The sequence below is a fragment of the Maribacter sp. LLG6340-A2 genome (assembly GCF_045057105.1).
Taxonomy (GTDB): Bacteria; Bacteroidota; Bacteroidia; order Flavobacteriales; family Flavobacteriaceae; genus Maribacter.
On record NZ_CP159332.1, the window covers coordinates 3,842,413 to 3,861,315 of the forward strand.

General features: G+C 36.8%; 15 protein-coding genes. 6 read left to right on the forward strand and 9 right to left on the reverse strand.

Annotation, left to right across the window (positions count from 1 at the left end):
• Positions 1–64 precede the first annotated feature (64 nt).
• Positions 65–1,129, reverse strand: a complete 1,065-nt coding sequence (gene serC, locus ABVM52_RS16180; protein WP_405382116.1) for a 3-phosphoserine/phosphohydroxythreonine transaminase — start codon at positions 1,127–1,129, stop codon at positions 65–67.
• Positions 1,130–1,199: 70 nt separating this feature from the next.
• Complete coding sequence (locus ABVM52_RS16185; protein ID WP_405382117.1) at positions 1,200–2,264, reverse strand: acyl-CoA reductase; 1,065 nt, start codon at positions 2,262–2,264, stop codon at positions 1,200–1,202.
• A gap of 89 nt (positions 2,265–2,353) precedes the next feature.
• Here ABVM52_RS16185 and ABVM52_RS16190 point away from each other — a divergent pair, with 89 nt between their 5' ends.
• Positions 2,354–2,707, forward strand: a complete 354-nt coding sequence (locus ABVM52_RS16190) for a 4Fe-4S dicluster domain-containing protein (RefSeq protein WP_405382118.1) — start codon at positions 2,354–2,356, stop codon at positions 2,705–2,707.
• Positions 2,708–2,893: 186 nt separating this feature from the next.
• Here the strand turns inward: ABVM52_RS16190 and ABVM52_RS16195 are convergent, their stop codons facing one another.
• From ABVM52_RS16195 to ABVM52_RS16205, 3 genes are read right to left on the reverse strand one after another with little or no spacing between them, the layout of a single operon-like run.
• Entirely contained in the window at positions 2,894–5,995 is a 3,102-nt protein-coding gene (locus ABVM52_RS16195) for a TonB-dependent receptor (protein ID WP_405382119.1), read from the reverse strand.
• Between the two features lie 10 nt (positions 5,996–6,005).
• Entirely contained in the window at positions 6,006–7,019 is a 1,014-nt protein-coding gene (locus ABVM52_RS16200) for a FecR family protein (RefSeq protein WP_405382120.1), read from the reverse strand.
• A gap of 56 nt (positions 7,020–7,075) precedes the next feature.
• Positions 7,076–7,654, reverse strand: coding sequence for an RNA polymerase sigma factor (locus ABVM52_RS16205; protein WP_405382121.1), 579 nt, complete (start codon positions 7,652–7,654; stop codon positions 7,076–7,078).
• 202 nt (positions 7,655–7,856) lie between these two features.
• Between ABVM52_RS16205 and ychF the strand changes: the two genes are divergently transcribed.
• On the forward strand, positions 7,857–8,951 hold the full coding sequence (ychF, locus tag ABVM52_RS16210) for a redox-regulated ATPase YchF (RefSeq protein WP_405382122.1): 1,095 nt from the start codon (positions 7,857–7,859) through the stop codon (positions 8,949–8,951).
• On the opposite strand, the gene ABVM52_RS16215 is transcribed toward ychF, so the two are convergent.
• On the reverse strand, positions 8,948–9,241 hold the full coding sequence (locus tag ABVM52_RS16215) for a chaperone modulator CbpM (protein WP_405382123.1): 294 nt from the start codon (positions 9,239–9,241) through the stop codon (positions 8,948–8,950). The two genes, ychF and ABVM52_RS16215, sit on opposite strands and share 4 nt — an antisense overlap.
• A 1-nt stretch (position 9,242) precedes the next feature.
• The gene (locus tag ABVM52_RS16220; protein WP_405382124.1) at positions 9,243–10,142 is read right to left on the reverse strand and encodes a DnaJ C-terminal domain-containing protein; all 900 of its coding nucleotides are present in this window, start codon (positions 10,140–10,142) and stop codon (positions 9,243–9,245) included.
• Positions 10,143–10,380: 238 nt separating this feature from the next.
• On the opposite strand from ABVM52_RS16220, the gene ABVM52_RS16225 reads away from it, so the two are divergent.
• The 4 genes from ABVM52_RS16225 to ABVM52_RS16240 all read left to right on the forward strand — a co-directional run bounded on the left by ABVM52_RS16225 (position 10,381) and on the right by ABVM52_RS16240 (position 16,437).
• Positions 10,381–12,246, forward strand: a complete 1,866-nt coding sequence (locus ABVM52_RS16225) for a DNA topoisomerase IV subunit B (RefSeq protein ID WP_405382125.1) — start codon at positions 10,381–10,383, stop codon at positions 12,244–12,246.
• A gap of 25 nt (positions 12,247–12,271) precedes the next feature.
• Positions 12,272–14,935 (forward strand): DNA gyrase/topoisomerase IV subunit A, encoded by a 2,664-nt coding sequence (locus ABVM52_RS16230; RefSeq protein WP_405382126.1) that lies wholly within the window; start codon positions 12,272–12,274, stop codon positions 14,933–14,935.
• A gap of 8 nt (positions 14,936–14,943) precedes the next feature.
• A complete protein-coding gene (gene mscL / locus ABVM52_RS16235) occupies positions 14,944–15,372 on the forward strand; it encodes a large-conductance mechanosensitive channel protein MscL (protein WP_405382127.1) in 429 nt (142 codons plus the stop codon).
• Between the two features lie 108 nt (positions 15,373–15,480).
• The gene (locus ABVM52_RS16240) at positions 15,481–16,437 is read left to right on the forward strand and encodes a sterol desaturase family protein (RefSeq protein ID WP_405382128.1); all 957 of its coding nucleotides are present in this window, start codon (positions 15,481–15,483) and stop codon (positions 16,435–16,437) included.
• Positions 16,438–16,512: 75 nt separating this feature from the next.
• Here ABVM52_RS16240 and ABVM52_RS16245 read toward each other — a convergent pair whose 3' ends face one another.
• On the reverse strand, positions 16,513–17,982 hold the full coding sequence (locus ABVM52_RS16245; protein WP_405382129.1) for a Gfo/Idh/MocA family protein: 1,470 nt from the start codon (positions 17,980–17,982) through the stop codon (positions 16,513–16,515).
• A gap of 110 nt (positions 17,983–18,092) precedes the next feature.
• Positions 18,093–18,902 carry a TerC family protein gene (locus ABVM52_RS16250; RefSeq protein ID WP_405382130.1) on the reverse strand — a complete coding sequence of 270 codons (810 nt, stop codon included), beginning with the start codon at positions 18,900–18,902 and terminating at the stop codon, positions 18,093–18,095.
• Between the last annotated feature and the right edge of the window lies 1 nt (position 18,903).

Here is an 18,903-nt window from a genome sequence, read left to right on the forward strand (position 1 = left end):
TCAATCATTTAATTACGGAGTCGTTGCATCTTTTGCGGACAGTTCCTGAAAATAATGTCAAGGACTATCCTTTGCGCTCCATTTCACTCATAACATCTACCAATACGCCTACACTTTCCAATGACAATGCATTATACATGCTGGCCCTATAACCACCTACGGAACGGTGACCATTTAGACCGTTAATTCCCGCTTCTTTTAATAAGGTGTCAAAGGTGGATTTTAAATTGTCATCCGTTAAATTAAAGGTAGCGTTCATTATAGAACGGTCTTCCGTATTTGCATAACCTTTAAAAACCGGGTTTAAATCTATTTCAGAATATAGTAAGCGTGCTTTTTTCTCATTAATCTCTTCAATAGCGGCAATTCCTCCCATATTCTTAAGCCACTCTAAGGTCAACATTGATGTATACACGGCAAACACAGAAGGTGTATTGAACATACTATCCTTAGAAATATGTACTTGATAATCTAACATAGAAGGAATTGTTCTTGATACCTTTCCTAAAATCTCCTCTTTTACGACTACCAAGGTGGCCCCTGCAGGTCCCATGTTTTTTTGTGCTCCGGCGTATATTAAATCAAATTTGGAAAAATCCAATTGTCTAGAAAAAATATCGGAACTCATATCACATACCAATGGAGCATCGGTTACGGGAAATTTCTTGAACTGTGTTCCGTAAATAGTATTATTAGAGGTTATGTGTAAATAATCCAGTCCTTTGGGAACGGAATATCCTTTTGGTATATACCTGTAATCTTCATCTTTAGATGAGCCTACTTCAATAACCTCGCCGTATAATTTAGCTTCTTTTATAGCTTTGTTACTCCAGGTACCTGTATTTATATAACCCGCTTTGGTCTCCATTAAATTGTTGGCGACCATTAAGAATTCTAAACTGGCACCACCTTGTAAGAATAGGGCTTGATACCCTTTGTCCTTAAGGTCTAAAAGTTCCAATGCCAAGGAACGTGCATTTTCCATTACAGCAACAAAATCTTTGCTCCGGTGAGAAATTTCTATAAGCGACAAACCAGAACCGTTAAAATCCATAACAGCTTCCGATGCCTTTATTATAACTTCTTTGGGTAAAATACAAGGGCCTGCGCTAAAATTGTGCTTTTTCATTTTGTGTGTAATTTAGGGGAGCAAAGGTCAGGATTTTTTCAATAATCCACCGTATTCCTGTGTATTTAATTCATGATGTTCTCAACAGGAATTCAACAGTATCCAAACCATCGGCATAATCATTTAAAGATGGTATTTGCGTTTCTCCAAATGCTACCTCATTAGCTGTAAAATTAGAGGCTACAATGCATTGAATTTGCTCTTCATCTTTTCGTAATCTTGTTTTTAATTCATTTGGGTCGTCATAATACTCAAAAAACAACGAGGCAATAGGGGAGGAATAACTTGTATCCTCCTTTAGAATTAGAAACCCGTTATCCAAAATTTTAAATTCGCTCATAAGATATACCGCCTTATTATAATCATAATTATTGGCATATTTATGATGATTTATAATGTCGTTGTATTTGAACATGGCCTTAAAAAATTGGTCTATTTCGTAGTTTCTGGGAATAAAAATTTTAGAGACACTTCTACAGCCCAATCCAAAATATCTGAAAATATCCTCTCCCAGTGCAATTAAGTCATCCGTTGATTCATATCCCTGTAAAATAGCGACCGAATTTCTGTTTTTTCTTATAACATTAGGTTTTTTGCTAAAATAATACTCAAAATACCTGGATGTATTATTACTTCCGGTCGCTATGACCGCATCAAAATTTGTAAGCCTTTCTTTGGTAAAAGTCACGTAACCTTTTAAAGAGGGTTCTATATCTATTAAGTAATCTATAAGAAGCGGAATTAATTTTTGGTCGCTACTTGATAATTTTACCAATGCATTGTTACCGGTGACCAAAACGGACAATAAATCGTGAAAACCTACTAAGGGAATATTACCTGCTAGAATAAGTGCAACGGTCTTGTTTTTATTTTTATTTAAATCATATGCACTTAACCAACGTTCCATATTTTGTTGGGTAAGTGTATTGCCCCAAGTTTTAAAAGCATGTAGACAATTATCCTTGGTGAACCAGCCGTTGTAATGATGGGCCATTTCAACCTCATTCTTAAAAATAGGAAACCATTTATTTTCTGTGGCTTCCAAATTTTTACCGGATTCAATATATTCACAAAATGATCTTAAAAAATCACCAAGTTTAACAAAAGCTTTGATAGTAAGATTGTGATCGCTCATTATATTTGTATACTAATTCACTAGGAATTACCTTTGTGCAAAAATAAGCATGCCCGTTCTTTTTTGGGCATTTTAATGTAGAAGAAATTATGGCGATTATAATTACTGACGAATGTATTAACTGTGGGGCCTGCGAACCAGAATGTCCAAATACGGCAATCTATGAGGGTGCGGATGAATGGAGATATAGTGACGGAACCTCGTTAGAGGGCGAAATTGTATTGCCTAACGGAAAACAAGTAGATGCCAATGAGGTGCAGGAGCCTATAAGTGATGAAGTATACTATATTGCTCCTGATAAATGTACGGAGTGCATGGGTTTTCATGAAGAGCCTCAATGTGCGGCCGTTTGTCCGGTAGACTGTTGTGTGCCAGACGATGACCATGTAGAATCTGAAGAGGTGCTATTGGCCAAGCAAAAATTTATGCATCCAGAGGATTAATATAATTTTACCAATAAATAATAGAAAAGGCTATCCCAACGGGTAGCCTTTTTTTTGGTTTTTTAGATATAAGTACCTCCTGAACAGGTAGGCCAATTTATCTTGAAAGTTAATTAGTGCTATGTTTTAAAACAAAAAAAGGCCACCTATGCACAGGTGGCCTTTTTCGAAATAAACTAACTCAAACTAGAACTTATAATTCAACGAAAGGTTAAACATGGTTCCTAATTGGCTAAAATGGTATCCATCATACGTCATTTGAGAATAACGTTGATTGAATGTTATCAAATTTGACTGATTCTGAACTTGTGCTGGATCAGCTAAAATTGCATCTCCTGTTGCGTTTTTGGACTTGAAACTCCATTCTGGCAATACGTTCAAAATATTATTGATGTTCAATGCCAATGTCAACTTATCCGTTGCACTATAGTTGATACCAAGATCGGTAACAATTTTTGGCGTGAATTCGGTAAAGATATTATTGTCCATTCCTTGTTGTTGAAAAGTGGTCTTTCCAAAATAGGTGTTGTTCAAGGAAATGCCAAACTTGTTAATGTCGTAGTTTGCTCCTAAAATCCACTTTGTTTTAGGACGTGAAGTAAAGAATAATGCTTCTTGTGTTTCATTTACTACAGACTGACCGGAGTTAGCTACCAACGGAACATCTTTTACCGGACCGTCTCTTTCATTTTGGATCGTATAATTACCGGAAAGATTTAAATCAAGACTTCCAGCACCTAAATCAATTCCCTTATAAGCCAATACTACATCTATACCAGAGGTTTTAGTGTCTATGGCATTGGAGAAGAAACTAACATCACTTAAATTATTATCGGCCAATAAAATATCCAACGGATTGTTGGGGTCACCACTTGGGCCAATTTCAGAACCTAGAACAATTCTATCCTTTACGGCTATATTGTAATAATCCAAGGTATAGCTGAATTTATTTGCAATTTTACCTCCAAAACCTACGGTAAAGTTTGTAGACGTTTCAGCATCTAATTGTTGTATACCAAGAAGTTTGGCTTGTGTAGATACGTTGTTGATCAACCCACCAACTTGTATGCCTTGTCCAGGAACAAAACTATACTGCGCTTTCTGGGTATAGATTTGATGAAGGGTAGGGGCTCTAAACCCAGAAGAAATAGATCCTCTTAAAGTAAAGGCATCATTGACCTTATATCTAGAACTGAACTTGTAAACAAAAGCATTACCAAAGTCAGAATAGTTTTCTGTTCTTATGGTACCACTTAATAGGAAAGCATCGGTTACATCATAATCCAAACTTAAGTATCCACCAATATTATAACGGTTAAACTTACCTGAATTTTGAGGAGAGGCACCGGCAAATGAATCTGCACCACCACCATCATAAGAGGCTAATTCACCTTCTATAACTTCAAAAGTTTCTGTTCTAAACTCTGCACCAACACCAATACTTACTTTATCTGAAAGTAATCTAGAAATATCTATGTTACCTACATTGTGTGAAAATCTTGTTCCTCCCGGATCAAATGATTGCTGACTGTTTTCCCTGTATAACTGAGAACCTTCTGTAACTTCTCCGTCATCTATTGTACCGTTACCATTGGCATCTACCCACGTTGATGGAGAGTAGACCACATTCCTGTTGTGAGATTGATTTACCTTATAGGTTTGTAAGTTTCCACCTGTTGTAAAACTAGCGTCAATATTCCAATCATTAATGGTTGATTTAAAACCAACAGTACCGTTATAGTCACTTAAAAGTCCCTCAAAAGTTGGTACGTAGCCATCATATCCATTTGGCGTATTAGGATTGTTGCCAGGAAAAAAATCGGCTAAATATGGAAAATCTTCAACGGTTCTCCAATATGGTGTTCTATAATTTGCAAAACTATTTACAGCTTTATAAACGTATGCGGCATTTGCGTAAAGTGTTGTATTATCACTTAAGTCATAACCAAAATTAGCAGAAAATTTTGCTGCTGCCGTTTCTGGTGATCCATTAATGTTACCTGCATCTGGCCTTCTTGAAAGAAAAGATTCCACATCGGCAATATCAGCTCCAAAATCTGCTGCTTCACCAGCTGCATTTACCGTACCTGGTCTGTTGGCAAGATTAACCTTGGAAAAATCTACCGTATAATTAATAAAACCTTTGTCCTCTGCAATAGAAGAACCGTTATTAACGGCAACTCCGAACATTTCTCCATCACCTTCAGAAGTTATTCCTGTTCTAACGGTTGCAGATCCTTCATTGGGGGAATCTTTTAAGATAATGTTCATAACCCCGGCAATGGCATCTGAACCATATTGGGCAGATGCACCATCTCTAAGGATTTCTACTCTTTTAATCGCATCTGTTGGTATGGCAGAAATATCTGCACCTGTTTCACCCCGTCCTGGTGATGTTTGTGTATATAATAAGGCACTTAAATTTTTACGTTTTCCATTGATCAATATCAATGTTCTACTTGGACCCATATTTCTTATTTCATAAGGGTCTAATAATGAAGTTGCATCGTTTACAGGTGTTTGTACCGTATTAAATGATGGTATTCTATATTGTAACGCCTTGTCAAAAGTTACTTGTCCGGTAGAATTTAATTCTTTTACTCCTACCACATCTACAGGTAGGGGAGTATCTGTATTACTTCTTGGGGCGGTTCTTGAACCAACTACAATAAATTCATCAAGTTCCATACCTTCTGATAACTGTACATTGATCGTACTCTTGCCCGCAGTTGAAATTTCTTGTGTAGCAAACCCTATATAGCTAAAAACCAATTTGGTATCATCAGTAATATTGATGGAATAATTACCGTCAAAATCTGATGTTGTACCGTTAGTAGTACCTTTTTCAACAATATTAACACCCGCCAGCGGCATGCCTGATGCATCTGTTACTTTACCTGTTATGGTGTTTTGAATTTCTTCATTAAGGGTCAAGGCAGATAACCCATTTTTATATGAATCTAATTTTAAGACTTTGGCGCGTTCACTTTTTTTGTGATAAACTACATAATATTTATTGCCAAGATATTCAAAATCAAAACTGGTTTTGCGTTCTAGCTTATTGATAATCTTATCCAAAATGGGAAATTTATATTCCTCTGGATTTAAGCTTGTATTGGATACCAATGTAGGATTGTAAGTGAAGAACACTTCGTATTTTTCACTGATCTCATTTAAAAACTCGTCTAGAGTTACTTCTTTGTCCAGCTTATTAGCCGCTACCGCATTAATACTACTTGATATAAGTAGTACTGCAAGCAGTGTTTTAATGAATTTGTTCGTTCTCATAAGTATAGTTTTAGTTATTAATAGGGTTTTGTGTTATTTGTAAAGTATCGTTTTTGTGTATGATTCTAGTGCCGGTCGCTTTTTCGATAGCTGCTATACATATCTTTAAATTCTGATTAGGAATACCTCCGGATATGGGAATATTTTTAAGGGAATTGCTTGAGTACAGCACTTTTACGCCGTAGGTGTTCTCTATGTTGACCATGACTTCCTTTAATGGAATTTCATTAAAGGCGTACGTACCACCTCTCCAAAGTGCATAGGGCGTTTTTACGGAAACCTTTTTATGGATAAGATTTTCGCTCTCCTTTGAAAAAGATACCAGTTCCCCAGGAATCATTTTAGTTACCGTACCGTTATTGAATTCTAAATGTATAGACCCTTCGTCCAAGACTACATTGGTCTTTTTCTTTCTTGTATTGACATGGAATTGGGTGCCCAGTACCTCTACTTTAAGGTCTTCTGTCAGTACCCAGAATTTCGCATTGGTGCTTGGAATGGGTTTTACCTTAAAATAGGCCTCGCCATCCAATTTAATGAACCTAGGGTTGTTTTTGTCATAAGATATTTGAGAGTTGCCGTTCAAAACTACAGAGGTACCATCCGGTAACTTTAAATCCATAATTTCACCAAAGTTGGTTTTATGGATAGTGGTATTGTGGCTAGTAAATAAAGATAACCCATTCCAACTCAATAGAATTAAAAATATAGCGGCCGTAGTCAACAAAAATATTTTTTGTGATGACCGTAAAGTTTTATTGGGCTTTACCTTTGGTTCTACATTATCTAGCTTGGACAATATTTTTTCTAGCTCGTAATCAATTTTTGAAGTATCTGGATATCGGTGCTCAAATTGTACACCCAGGATAATGGCTTTGGCGTTCTCCACCATTTCTATATGCTGCGGATTGTTCTGTAGCCAAAGATTCCAATATTCTATGTCATTCTTATTAAGCCCTCTGGCCCAATTTTCAAATGAGGCATCTTCTAGGAAGAATGATAAATTGATGTTGTTGTTTTTCATTGAATAGGGTGTTCATACTTAAGAGATACAAATCTTAAATATATACCCTATAATTTTCAATTTTTTTTCAAAATTGTTTTAATCTGTTGATTTTCAGATGATACGCGTAGTTTTTTCATTGCTTTTTGAAGCGTATTTAAAACACTTTGGTAATTCATATCCATCACCTCGGCAATATCCGCTACTTTCATTTCACTATAATACTTAAGATATATTACCTCTTTTTGTCTTGGGGATAATTGATTGATGAGGGTGTTTAATGTTGCGGTGCACAAAAATTGCACTTCTTGGTGTATGGAAATCTCTTCTGCGGAGAAATTGAAATTTGTTTTGAATAACTGCGCTTCTGAAATTGGAATGTTTTTCTGGCTTTGTTGTAGTTTTTTTATCAATCTTCTTTTGAACGATACAAATAAATAAGCCTTTAAATTATTTATATTCCTAGACTTATCTCGTTCCTCAAAAAGTTGTAAGAAGAAATTTTGAAGGCAATCTTCCGTTAAATTTGGTGAATTGCTAATCTTTAAACCGTATACGTATAACTGAGGATAGAATTTTTTAAAAAGTAGCGAAAATGCATTACGTTCGCCTTTTTTAAAAAAGTACCATAAAGTTTCATCAGAATGTAATTCCATATTATTCTACGTATTCTGGCCACAAAGTATAGAATTTTTTCTTAAAATATGTTAATTATGTATATTTTGTTTGTTGTAAAGCTAAAATATTTGTGCAATTAATAATTAATGTGTATTTATTTTTATGTAAAGTTTAGCGACTAATTTGACTTTAAAATGTAGATCTAAAAACTATATTTGCATCCTTGAAATATTCTTTATTATGAAAGCAGGTATTGTAGGATTGCCCAATGTTGGTAAGTCAACTCTTTTTAATTGTTTGTCCAATGCAAAGGCACAAAGTGCAAATTTTCCATTTTGTACTATAGAGCCCAATATTGGTGTGGTCAATGTACCCGATTCCCGTTTGGAAAAGTTAGAAGAGCTTGTAAGTCCGGAAAGGGTATTGCCTGCTACAGTGGAAATTGTGGATATAGCCGGTTTGGTTAAAGGAGCAAGTAAAGGAGAGGGTTTAGGAAATCAATTTTTAGGAAATATCCGTGAAACCGATGCCATTCTTCATGTTCTTCGTTGTTTTGACAATGATAATATTGTGCATGTAGACGGTAGTGTTGATCCAATTAGGGATAAGGAGACAATAGACATGGAGCTTCAACTTAAAGATTTGGAGACGGTAGATAAAAAATTGGAAAAAGTTAAAAGAGCGGCAAGGACAGGTAATAAAGAAGCGCAAAAAGAAGAGGCCGTACTATTAGCCGTAAAGGAAGGACTTGAATCTGGTACCTCGGTCAGGGCAATTGATATAGAAGAAGAGCTCAGGCTAGAATTTGTAAAACCTTTACAGTTCATTACGGACAAGCCTGTTATGTATGTATGTAATGTGGATGAGGGTGCTGCTGTAGATGGAAACGCATATGTTGAAAAGGTGAAAGAAGCTGTTGCCGCAGAAAATGCAGAGGTAATATTCTTAGCTGTAGGTACCGAGGCCGATATCACCGAATTGGAAACTTATGAAGAGCGTCAAATGTTTTTGGAGGATTTAGGGCTGGAAGAACCCGGGTCTGCCAAATTGATTCGTGGGGCCTATAAATTATTAGATCTTGAAACATACTTTACCGCAGGTGTAAAGGAGGTTCGCGCTTGGACCATACCTGTAGGGGCAACGGCTCCGCAAGCTGCGGGAGTTATCCACACCGATTTTGAGAAAGGGTTCATTAGGGCAGAAGTTATCGCTTATGATGACTATGTTGCCTTTGGGAGTGAGTCAAAAGTAAAGGAAGCGGGTAAAATGAGAGTAGAAGGCAAGGAGTACATTGTAAAAGATGGTGATGTAATGCATTTCCGTTTTAATGTTTAATGCTCATAAATAGTCAACCGGTCTCGTAGCATTTTTAATTCTTGCTCTAATTGGTTGACTTTTTTTATCATATGGTTTAAGGTATCTATGCCTTCCATATTAATGCCGAGTTCGTTTCGTAACCTATATACGCGTTCAATTTCTACAATGTGCCGTGGCTCAACGTATATTTTGTTTTCGATATGTTGTACTTCGATCATTTCAAATTCCAATAGTTCGTCTATGAATTCCATCGGAGTTTGTGTTTGTTGGCAATACAACTCTATTTGAATATAATTTTCTGAATTCATGTTATCGTAATTCTGAAAGTTGTTTAAATAATTCTCTTTCTTTTTGGGAAAGATGGGTAGGCATGGCTACTTTATAAGTTATATATAGGTCCCCATGAGCACCTTTCTTTTTGTAAACCGGCATACCCTTTCCCTTTAATTTTACTTTAGTATCATTTTGGGTTTCTGGTTTTACCTTCAATTTTACTTTACCGGTCATGGTGTTGACTTCAATAGTATTACCTAAAATTGCATCATAAAGCGTAATTGTTTCATTTTTATACAAATCATTGCCAACCCTTTTAAAATCGGTGTTATTAAGAATTTCAAAAGTTAAATACAAGTCGCCATTGGGTCCGCCATTGGCACCATCTGATCCATAACCATTAATTCTAATGGTTTGTCCGTCTTCAACACCGGCAGGTATGGTTATCCTTATTTTTTTATGTCCAAGATCCAAGGTTTGCTTTTGATCTTCTAAAATATCCAGTAAATTTAATTTGAGCGTTGCATTAAGGTCTTGACCTTTAAATTGGGTGGTTCGCCTGTTGCCGCCACTTCTAAAGTCACCACCACCAAACATAGACTCAAAAAAATCTGAAAAATCTTCAGCAGACCCGGTATTGCTAGTATATGTTCTTCTATTGCCACCGGGAGAGTTGCGTTGCTGCCGTTTAGCTTGCTCAAAAGCTTCTGCATGCTCCCAATCCTTGCCATATTCATCGTATTTTTTTCTTTTTACGGGATCACTCAATACCTCATTGGCCTCATTGACCCTTTGAAACCTTTCTTGGGCACTTTTGTCATTAGGATTTAAGTCTGGGTGCAATTTTCTTGCAAGCTTTCTATAGGCCTTCTTTATTTCTGCCGGTGTGGCATTCTTGTCAATCTCAAGAACTTTGTAGTAGTCTATAAATTCCATAAGTGCATTTAATGTATTTAAAATTAAAAAACGGTTTATATTTTTACAATGACTTATGTCATCAAATACTGACTCATTTATTTTGATTTTTACCGCTATTGCTATTATCAATCTTTATAAAACAGGAATGGCTATCAACAAAAAAGGATACTTTATTGTTAATTACTTTAACAGTTAGGGGTTTTATCTTTTGTTCAGTGGCATTATCTTTAGCAACACTTTCATAAAATTTTAATTCATGTCCCAAGACACTACTAAATATACCGAAGACAATATACGTTCGCTAGATTGGAAGGAGCACATCCGTTTAAGACCTGGAATGTATATCGGTAAATTGGGAGATGGTTCTTCTGCTGATGACGGGATCTATATTCTTTTAAAAGAAGTTATAGATAACTGTATTGATGAGTTTGTGATGGGTGCCGGTAAAACCATTGAGATAACTATCAAGGACAAGGTGGTTAAGGTTAGGGACTATGGACGGGGTATTCCTTTGGGTAAAGTGGTAGATGTAGTTTCCAAGATGAATACCGGAGGTAAATATGATAGTCGTGCCTTTAAAAAATCCGTTGGTTTAAATGGTGTAGGTACTAAAGCGGTCAATGCACTCTCTAGTTTTTTTGAAGTACAATCGTCACGGGAAAATAAGGTTAAGACAGCCCAGTTTAGTTCGGGAAACCTAGAAAAGGAAATTGGTCCGGAGGAAACCAGTAAACGTAAAGGGACCAAAGTTACCTTTATACCTGATGAGCAAATATTCAAAAACTTTAAATACAGAAATGAGTATGTGGAACGCATGCTCAAGAACTATGTCTATTTAAATCCGGGGTTGACCATTGTTTTTAATGGAGAAAAGTTTCATTCTGAAAACGGATTGAAGGATCTTCTCGAAGACAATAATAATATGGAAGACCTTCTATATCCTGTAATTCATTTAAAAGGAGAGGATATTGAGGTAGCGTTGACCCATAGTAAAACCCAGTATAGTGAGGAATACCATTCCTTTGTCAATGGCCAGCATACTACACAAGGGGGTACGCACCAAGCTGCATTCAGGGAAGCTATCGTAAAGACTATTCGTGATTTTTATGGCAAAAATTATGATGCTTCCGATATTAGGAAGTCAATAATTTCAGCTATTTCGATTAAGGTGATGGAGCCTGTTTTCGAGAGTCAGACCAAAACCAAATTAGGTTCTACCGATATGGGCGGAAATTTCCCTACCGTGCGTACCTATATCAATGATTTTATTGGTAAATACCTAGATAATTACCTTCATAAAAATACCGAGACGGCAGAAAAGCTACAGCGTAAAATTATGATGGCCGAAAAAGAGCGGAAAGAACTTTCCGGTATACGGAAATTAGCTAGGGATAGAGCTAAAAAAGCCAGTCTTCATAATAAAAAGCTTCGGGATTGCAGAGTGCATTTAAGTGATATGAAGCATGACCGTAGATTGGAGAGTGCCTTGTTTATCACTGAGGGTGATTCCGCATCGGGGTCCATTACAAAATCGCGTGATGTAAATACCCAGGCGGTATTCAGTTTAAAAGGTAAGCCGTTAAACTCTTACGGTATGTCCAAGAAGATTGTTTATGAAAACGAGGAATTCAACCTTTTGCAAGCAGCATTGAATATTGAGGAATCCATTGAGGATTTGCGCTATAACAATATTATCATCGCTACTGATGCAGATGTAGATGGTATGCACATAAGATTATTGCTCATAACTTTTTTCCTTCAGTTCTTTCCTGAGCTTATCAAGGAAAATCATTTGTATATTTTACAAACCCCATTATTTAGGGTTCGCAATAAGAAAGAAACAATTTATTGCTATAGTGATGAAGAGCGGCAGCATGCAATCAATAAATTATCGGGTAAACCTGAAATTACTAGATTTAAAGGTTTGGGTGAAATCTCCCCAGATGAGTTTAGGCATTTTATAGGTGAGGATATTAGATTGGAGCCAATAATGTTGGACAAGGCCATGTCCATAGAAGAATTATTGAGTTTTTACATGGGTAAAAATACACCGGACAGGCAAAAATTTATTATCAACAATCTTAAAGTAGAAGTTGATTTAATTGAAGATAAAGTAATATAAACTAAGTAAATACGATTACTTCTGAATGGAAGAGAATGACGATATTAACGAGGAAATTAATGATAATCTTTCTGAGGACAATAGTATAAATACTGAGAATTCCGAAGCTTTGACCAGGGTGTCAGGTATGTATAAGGATTGGTTTTTGGACTATGCATCCTATGTAATACTTGAACGTGCGGTTCCTGCCATTGAAGACGGATTTAAGCCGGTGCAACGCCGTATCATGCATTCGTTAAAAGAATTGGATGATGGTCGTTATAACAAAGTTGCCAATGTTGTGGGTCATACCATGCAATACCACCCTCATGGGGATGCCAGTATTGCGGATGCCATGGTACAAATAGGGCAAAAAGATTTGTTGATCGATACTCAGGGTAACTGGGGTAACATCTTAACCGGTGATAGGGCGGCCGCATCTAGGTACATAGAGGCAAGATTATCCAAATTTGCCTTGGAGGTAGTATTCAGTCCCAAGATTACGGAATGGCAAGCATCCTATGATGGCAGAAAAAAAGAGCCGGTAAATCTTCCCGTTAAATTTCCTCTTTTGTTGGCGCAAGGCGCAGAAGGTATTGCCGTTGGTTTGTCCACTAAAGTCTTGTCTCATAATTTTAATGAATTGATAGATGCTTCCATCAAACATTTAAAGGGACAGCGTTTTAAACTATTTCCAGATTTTCCTACTGCGGGTATTATTGATGTTACCAATTATAATGATGGATTAAGAGGAGGTAAGGTTAGAGTACGGGCAAAAATATCCCAGTTTGATAAGAATATATTGGTTATCAATGAAATACCTTATGGCACCAATACTGGTAGTTTAATAGACTCTATTCTTAAGGCCAATGAAAAAGGTAAGATTAAAATCAAGAGAATAGAGGATAACACTGCTGCTGAAGTAGAGATATTAATCCATTTACCTGCAGGTATATCACCGGATAAAACAATTGATGCCCTATATGCATTTACGGCATGCGAATCTTCCATTTCGCCCCTTGGTTGTATTATAGAGGATAACAAGCCTTTATTTATTGGTGTTACGGAAATGCTTAAAAGATCTACGGACTCTACTGTAGATTTGCTACGGCAAGAACTGGAAATTCAGTTGAACGAACTTGAGGAGCAATGGCATTTTGCTTCCTTAGAACGAATTTTCATAGAGAATAGGATTTATCGGGATATAGAAGAGGAAGAAACGTGGGAAGGGGTAATCAGCGCCATATCAAAAGGACTTGAACCGCATACCAAGCATTTAAAGCGTCCGGTTACGGAAGAAGATATTACTAGGTTGACGGAAATACGTATAAAAAGAATTTCCAAGTTCGATTTGGATAAAGCTCAGCAGCACTTGGAAACTTTGCAAGAGCGTATAGCAGAAGTAAAACATCACTTGGAGAATCTAATCGATTTTGCCATAGATTATTTTAAAAATCTTAAGGAAACCTATGGTAAGGATAGGGGTAGGCAAACTGAAATTAGGGTTTTTGATGATATTGAGGCTACCAAGGTGGTGATCCGCAACACTAAACTTTATGTAAACAGGGAAGAAGGTTTTGTAGGAACCTCGCTTAAAAAAGATGAGTACGTAACGGATTGCAGTGATATTGATGATATTATCGTTATTACCAATGAAGGTAAAATGATGGTTTCTAAAGTAGATTCTAAATTATTTGTTGGTAAAGGAATTATTCATGTTGCCGTTTTCAAGAAAAAGGATAAGCGCACCACTTATAATATGATATATAAAGATGGTAAGGGTGGGGCAACCTATATAAAACGGTTTAATGTTACCAGTGTCACAAGAGATAGAATGTATGATTTGACCACTGGTAAGGCTGGATCCCAGGTTTTGTATTTTTCGGCCAATCCTAATGGGGAAGCGGAAATCATTACCGTATTGCTACGCCAAGTAGGCAGTATTAAAAAACTGAAGTGGGATGTAGATTTTTCAGATGTTCTTATCAAAGGCAGGGCATCAAAAGGAAATATCGTTACCAAGTACTCCGTAAAACGTATTGAGCTAAAAGAAAAAGGGGTTTCTACATTAAAACCTAGAAAAATATGGTTTGATGATGTGGTACGCAGGCTAAATGTGGATGGTAGAGGAGAGTTATTGGGAGAGTTCAAGGGTGATGACTTGCTGTTGGTGATCAATCAAAAGGGAGTGGCCAAGACTTTCTTGCCTGTATTGACTTCACATTTTGATGATGATATGATCGTGCTTGAAAAATGGATTCCTGAAAAACCTATTTCTGCTATTTATTGGGAAGGTGAAAAAGAGCGGTTTTATGTTAAGAGGTTTTTAATAGAGAATGAAAACAAAGAGGAAATGTTCATTTCAGAGCATCCAAAATCTTATTTAGAACTGGTGTCCACAGATTGGAGACCCATGATAGAAATAGAGTTTCCCAAGCCTAGGGGAAAAGACCCAAAGGAAAGTGAAAAAGTTGATTTAGAGAATTTTATAGCGATTAAGGGTATAAAAGCTTTAGGTAATCAATTGATTACGGAAAAAGTTAAAAACATCAATAGCTTAGAGCCTTTGCCTTATGAACCTGAGGAACCTGAAAAGCCGGAAAATATGGAAGTGGTAGATGAAGAAGCTGTTGGGTCCAATGATAAAGACAATAAGCCAACGGATGAAAAAGAACTTCCGCCAGATGAACCAAAAACATTATTTGATTAATCGGAATTATGAAGAATTTTTTTCAAGAATTTAAAAATTTTGCCATTAAGGGCAATATGATAGACCTTGCCGTAGGTATTATAATAGGTACGGCATTTAATAAAGTGGTAAGTACTATTGTATCTGCTATAATAATGCCACCACTTTCATTATTGACAGATGATGTTAACCTGTCCAATAAAAAGTGGATTCTTAGGGAAGCTTCGGAAAATGTGGAAGAGGTAGCAGTGGGTTATGGTGAACTGATAGAATCTTTAATAGATTTTGGGATTATTGCTTTTACCATTTTTGTAATGGTCAAATTTATAAACAGGTTTAAGGAGAAATCTGAAGACCCTGCGAATAAAGAGGTGGAAACACCCAAAAATATAGCCTTGTTGTCAAGTATGGAAAGTTTGCTAAAAGAACAAAATGAACTTCTTAAAAAACAAAAATAGCCGATTTGTACAATCATTAATTTTGCTTATTCATAAATAGGCACATAAGATTGGACAACGTATAGAATGGAAGCTTTTATAACTATCTTTACCTAAATTTTTTGATTAATGGATTTTACCAACCCTCTGGTATACGGTGCACCAGCTTTTATAGCCTTTATTTTATTGGAACTTACCTATAGTAAAACTCATGGAGACGATGATCTCTATGATTGGAAAGATTTTGCTGCAAGTAGCGTCATGGGTATAGGTTCTGCAATTATAGGACCTTTGTTAAAAGTTGTGTTATTGGTCGTACTTTTTGAGTACGCCTATGAGCTTTTTAACCCAATGGTAGATGGTGTCCGTACAAATATTATGGGGTACAAATCATTTGGTTACGCGTGGTATGTATGGTTATTATGTCAATTAGCGGATGACTTTACCTACTATTGGTTTCATAGGGCCAATCACGAGATACGTATATTATGGGCAGCACATATTGTGCACCATTCTTCTGATAATTTTAATTTAGGTACGGCTATTAGAAATGGGTGGTTTACCCTATTGTACAAGCCTTTCTTTTACGTTTGGATGCCTATAATAGGTTTTCCGGTAGAAATGGTTGTGGTATGCTTGGCCATAGAATCTTTTTGGCAATTTCAATTGCACTCTCAATATGTTCCTAAAATGGGCTTTATAGAGAAAATATTCAACACACATACCATGCACCAGGTACACCACGCACAAAATGTGGAATATTTGGATAAAAATCATGGCGGATTTTTAAATATTTTTGATAAGATTTTTGGAACCTGGAAAGAATATGATGAAGAAATTGATGTAAAATTTGGAGTAATTCATGCGCCAAATTCCAATAACCCTATTGTAATCTTAACACATGAGTTCAAGGATATTTGGGCTGATGTCAAGAAAGTGAAAAAATTACGGCATAAGTTAATGTATATTTTTGGCCCTCCCGGTTGGAGCCATGATGGTAGTACTATGACTGTGAAACAGCAGCAGCGTTTGTATAAAGAACAAAAAGAGGCAAACCCCAAGATGGCATGGAATAGACCTAACTAATAAGGGGGTAACTAATTTAAAAAGGAGGCATTTAGCCTCCTTTTTTATTCTTGATGAATTTTTAATGAATGTTTGTTACACCTCCCAGCCTGTTCTATACTGTCTACCTACAAATTGATTGGCTTCTTCCATATTGGTAATGCGCATATTTTCACCGTCCCATAATAATTTTTTTCGTGCAAAAAACTCCATTGCTCCTTCGGCATTTTCTTTTTGCAACATATAACTGCGTATGGCCAAATTGCCCATTAGCACCGTTTCTGTCATTGGTCCGGCGTAATCAAAGGAAGAAGTAAGCCCTAAATGCTCTTCACTGCCAAAACCAGCTTTGCATGCATCTACCCATTTGCGCTGATGTCCATATTCCGGCTCTTTATTGTCTTCTACTTCTGGGCCAAATTCAGTGGTACCATCGTTCAGATAAAGTTTGGGCATTAAAGGGGAGCTGTCATTAATATTTGTGGAAATGATTCCTTTTTCACCTATAATTAATACACCATTGGCGCTGCCCTTACCACCAATATCATCATTGGCCGGTATAATATCTGGATGTGATGGCCGTATACCACCATCGCTCCAAGTCATTTCTATAGGGGATTTTGATTTTTCCGTAGCATCAAAATGTAATGTTATAAAAGAGGATGGCGGACAGCCTTCCGGATAATAGTCTGGTGTCCACATCTTTGAAAAGACAGATGCTACGCTACACTCTGCGTCTTTGGGATATTTAAGGTTTAACGTCCTGAACGGTATATCTATTAAATGGCAACCTACGTCGCCCAAGGCTCCTGTACCAAAATCCCACCAACCTCTCCAATTAAAAGGGTGTAGGTTGGGTACGTACTCCCTTTCCGTAGCAGGGCCTAACCATAAATCCCAATTTAAGGCCTCTGGTTTTAGGCTGGCATTTGGTTTGGGCATTTCTATACCTTGGGGCCATACAGGTCTGTTGGTCCAAACCTGTACTTTGGAGATGGCACCTATCTTATCTTCGTCTATCCATTTCTGTACCATTCCCAAAAGCGGGTTGGATCCTCCTTGGTTTCCCATTTGGGTAACAATTTTATGTTCCCTTGCCATTTGGGTCAATGCCCGTGCTTCTTTGATGTTATGGGTCATTGGTTTTTGAACATAAACATGGATGCCTCTTTCCATTGCCCATTTTGCGGCCGGACCATGTACATGATCTGGTGTGGAGATGGTAACGGCATCAATATTTTTCTTTTTATCTAACATTACCCTAAAATCATCATATAGTTTGGCTTTGGGGAAATTTTCAACGCTTTTAGCAGCACTTCCGGAAAAATCTACATCGCACAATGCAACAACACGCTCCCTGCCGTTAACGGAAGCATTTTTAATATCACTAATTCCTTTTCCTCCCGCACCAATGGCCGCTAAATTTAAACGGTCACTTGGAGCAAGAAAACCGGGGCCGCCCAGAACATGCCTGGGAACTATGAATATGGATGAGGCCATTACAGATTTTTTCACAAAATCCCTACGGTTGACACCGGTGGATTTCGGTTTGTTGTTTTTTTTCATGGTTGGTATTGTTTTTTGTTGATATAAGTATAGGTAAGATACGCAAAAGGCCCTTGTAAAACAATTGTTATTCAATTGACTACAAGGGCCTTTAATAAAGTTTAGTATTGCTAATCCTCTATAGGGGCAGTGGGTTTTTTGTTCTTTTTCATCCTTAGGTCAAAGAATTCCACCATTAATGAAAACGCAATGGAAAAATAAAGGTAGCCTTTTGGTATAGTGCCCACTTCGTTGCCAAACACGATTAAATGACTTAAGTGTGCTGATTCCGCTATTAGCATGAAACCTATTAAAATTAAAAAGGACAACCCTAATATTTGGATGGATGGGTGCCTGTTTACAAACTCTCCAACCGGGTTGGCAAAGAGCATCATAATGATTACTGAGATAACTACTGCAACGACCATTAAGACTAGTGCATCATTGGGGTTGGGTGAAATACCGTTGGTCATACCAATAGCCGTTAAAATGGAGTCAAAGGAGAATACAATATTAATGACGGTAATTTGCATAATAGCGTTTGTCAATGAGGTAGAACGCGCTTTTTTTACTTCACGTTCATCATGTCCTTTATCCTCTACTTTTTCATGTATTTCTTTGGTGCTTTTGTATAACAGAAATAAGCCTCCAAGGAAAAGGATAATTCCTTGACCGCTAATACCACCGGTAATCCAATCACTATCAAAAACCCAGAAAGGCTTTTTCATGGAAGTAAGTAAGGATATACCAAATAGTAGTACAATACGCATTACCATAGCCAATACCAATCCTAAATTAGTAGCTTTTTTACGTTGTGCGGGTTCTAACTTACCTGCGGCAATCGATATAAATATGATATTGTCTATACCTAGGACAATTTCTAAAAAGGTTAACGTAAGTAGTGCTATCCAAGCATCTGGATTGGTGAAAATTTCGAACATG

Excerpts from the sequence above, each read along its gene's own strand:
- ABVM52_RS16230 (WP_405382126.1), top strand. The coding sequence starts at position 12,272 with ATGGAAGAGAATGACGATATTAACGAGGAAATTAATGATAATCTTTCT.
- ABVM52_RS16250 (WP_405382130.1), bottom strand. The coding sequence starts at position 18,902 with ATGTTCGAAATTTTCACCAATCCAGATGCTTGGATAGCACTACTTACG.
- ABVM52_RS16190 (WP_405382118.1), top strand. The coding sequence starts at position 2,354 with ATGGCGATTATAATTACTGACGAATGTATTAACTGTGGGGCCTGCGAA.
- serC (WP_405382116.1), bottom strand. The coding sequence starts at position 1,129 with ATGAAAAAGCACAATTTTAGCGCAGGCCCTTGTATTTTACCCAAAGAA.
- ABVM52_RS16205 (WP_405382121.1), bottom strand. The coding sequence starts at position 7,654 with ATGGAATTACATTCTGATGAAACTTTATGGTACTTTTTTAAAAAAGGC.
- ABVM52_RS16225 (WP_405382125.1), top strand. The coding sequence starts at position 10,381 with ATGTCCCAAGACACTACTAAATATACCGAAGACAATATACGTTCGCTA.
- mscL (WP_405382127.1), top strand. The coding sequence starts at position 14,944 with ATGAAGAATTTTTTTCAAGAATTTAAAAATTTTGCCATTAAGGGCAAT.
- ABVM52_RS16195 (WP_405382119.1), bottom strand. The coding sequence starts at position 5,995 with ATGAGAACGAACAAATTCATTAAAACACTGCTTGCAGTACTACTTATA.
- ABVM52_RS16215 (WP_405382123.1), bottom strand. The coding sequence starts at position 9,241 with ATGAATTCAGAAAATTATATTCAAATAGAGTTGTATTGCCAACAAACA.
- ABVM52_RS16245 (WP_405382129.1), bottom strand. The coding sequence starts at position 17,982 with ATGAAAAAAAACAACAAACCGAAATCCACCGGTGTCAACCGTAGGGAT.
- ychF (WP_405382122.1), top strand. The coding sequence starts at position 7,857 with ATGAAAGCAGGTATTGTAGGATTGCCCAATGTTGGTAAGTCAACTCTT.
- ABVM52_RS16200 (WP_405382120.1), bottom strand. The coding sequence starts at position 7,019 with ATGAAAAACAACAACATCAATTTATCATTCTTCCTAGAAGATGCCTCA.
- ABVM52_RS16185 (WP_405382117.1), bottom strand. The coding sequence starts at position 2,264 with ATGAGCGATCACAATCTTACTATCAAAGCTTTTGTTAAACTTGGTGAT.
- ABVM52_RS16220 (WP_405382124.1), bottom strand. The coding sequence starts at position 10,142 with ATGGAATTTATAGACTACTACAAAGTTCTTGAGATTGACAAGAATGCC.
- ABVM52_RS16240 (WP_405382128.1), top strand. The coding sequence starts at position 15,481 with ATGGATTTTACCAACCCTCTGGTATACGGTGCACCAGCTTTTATAGCC.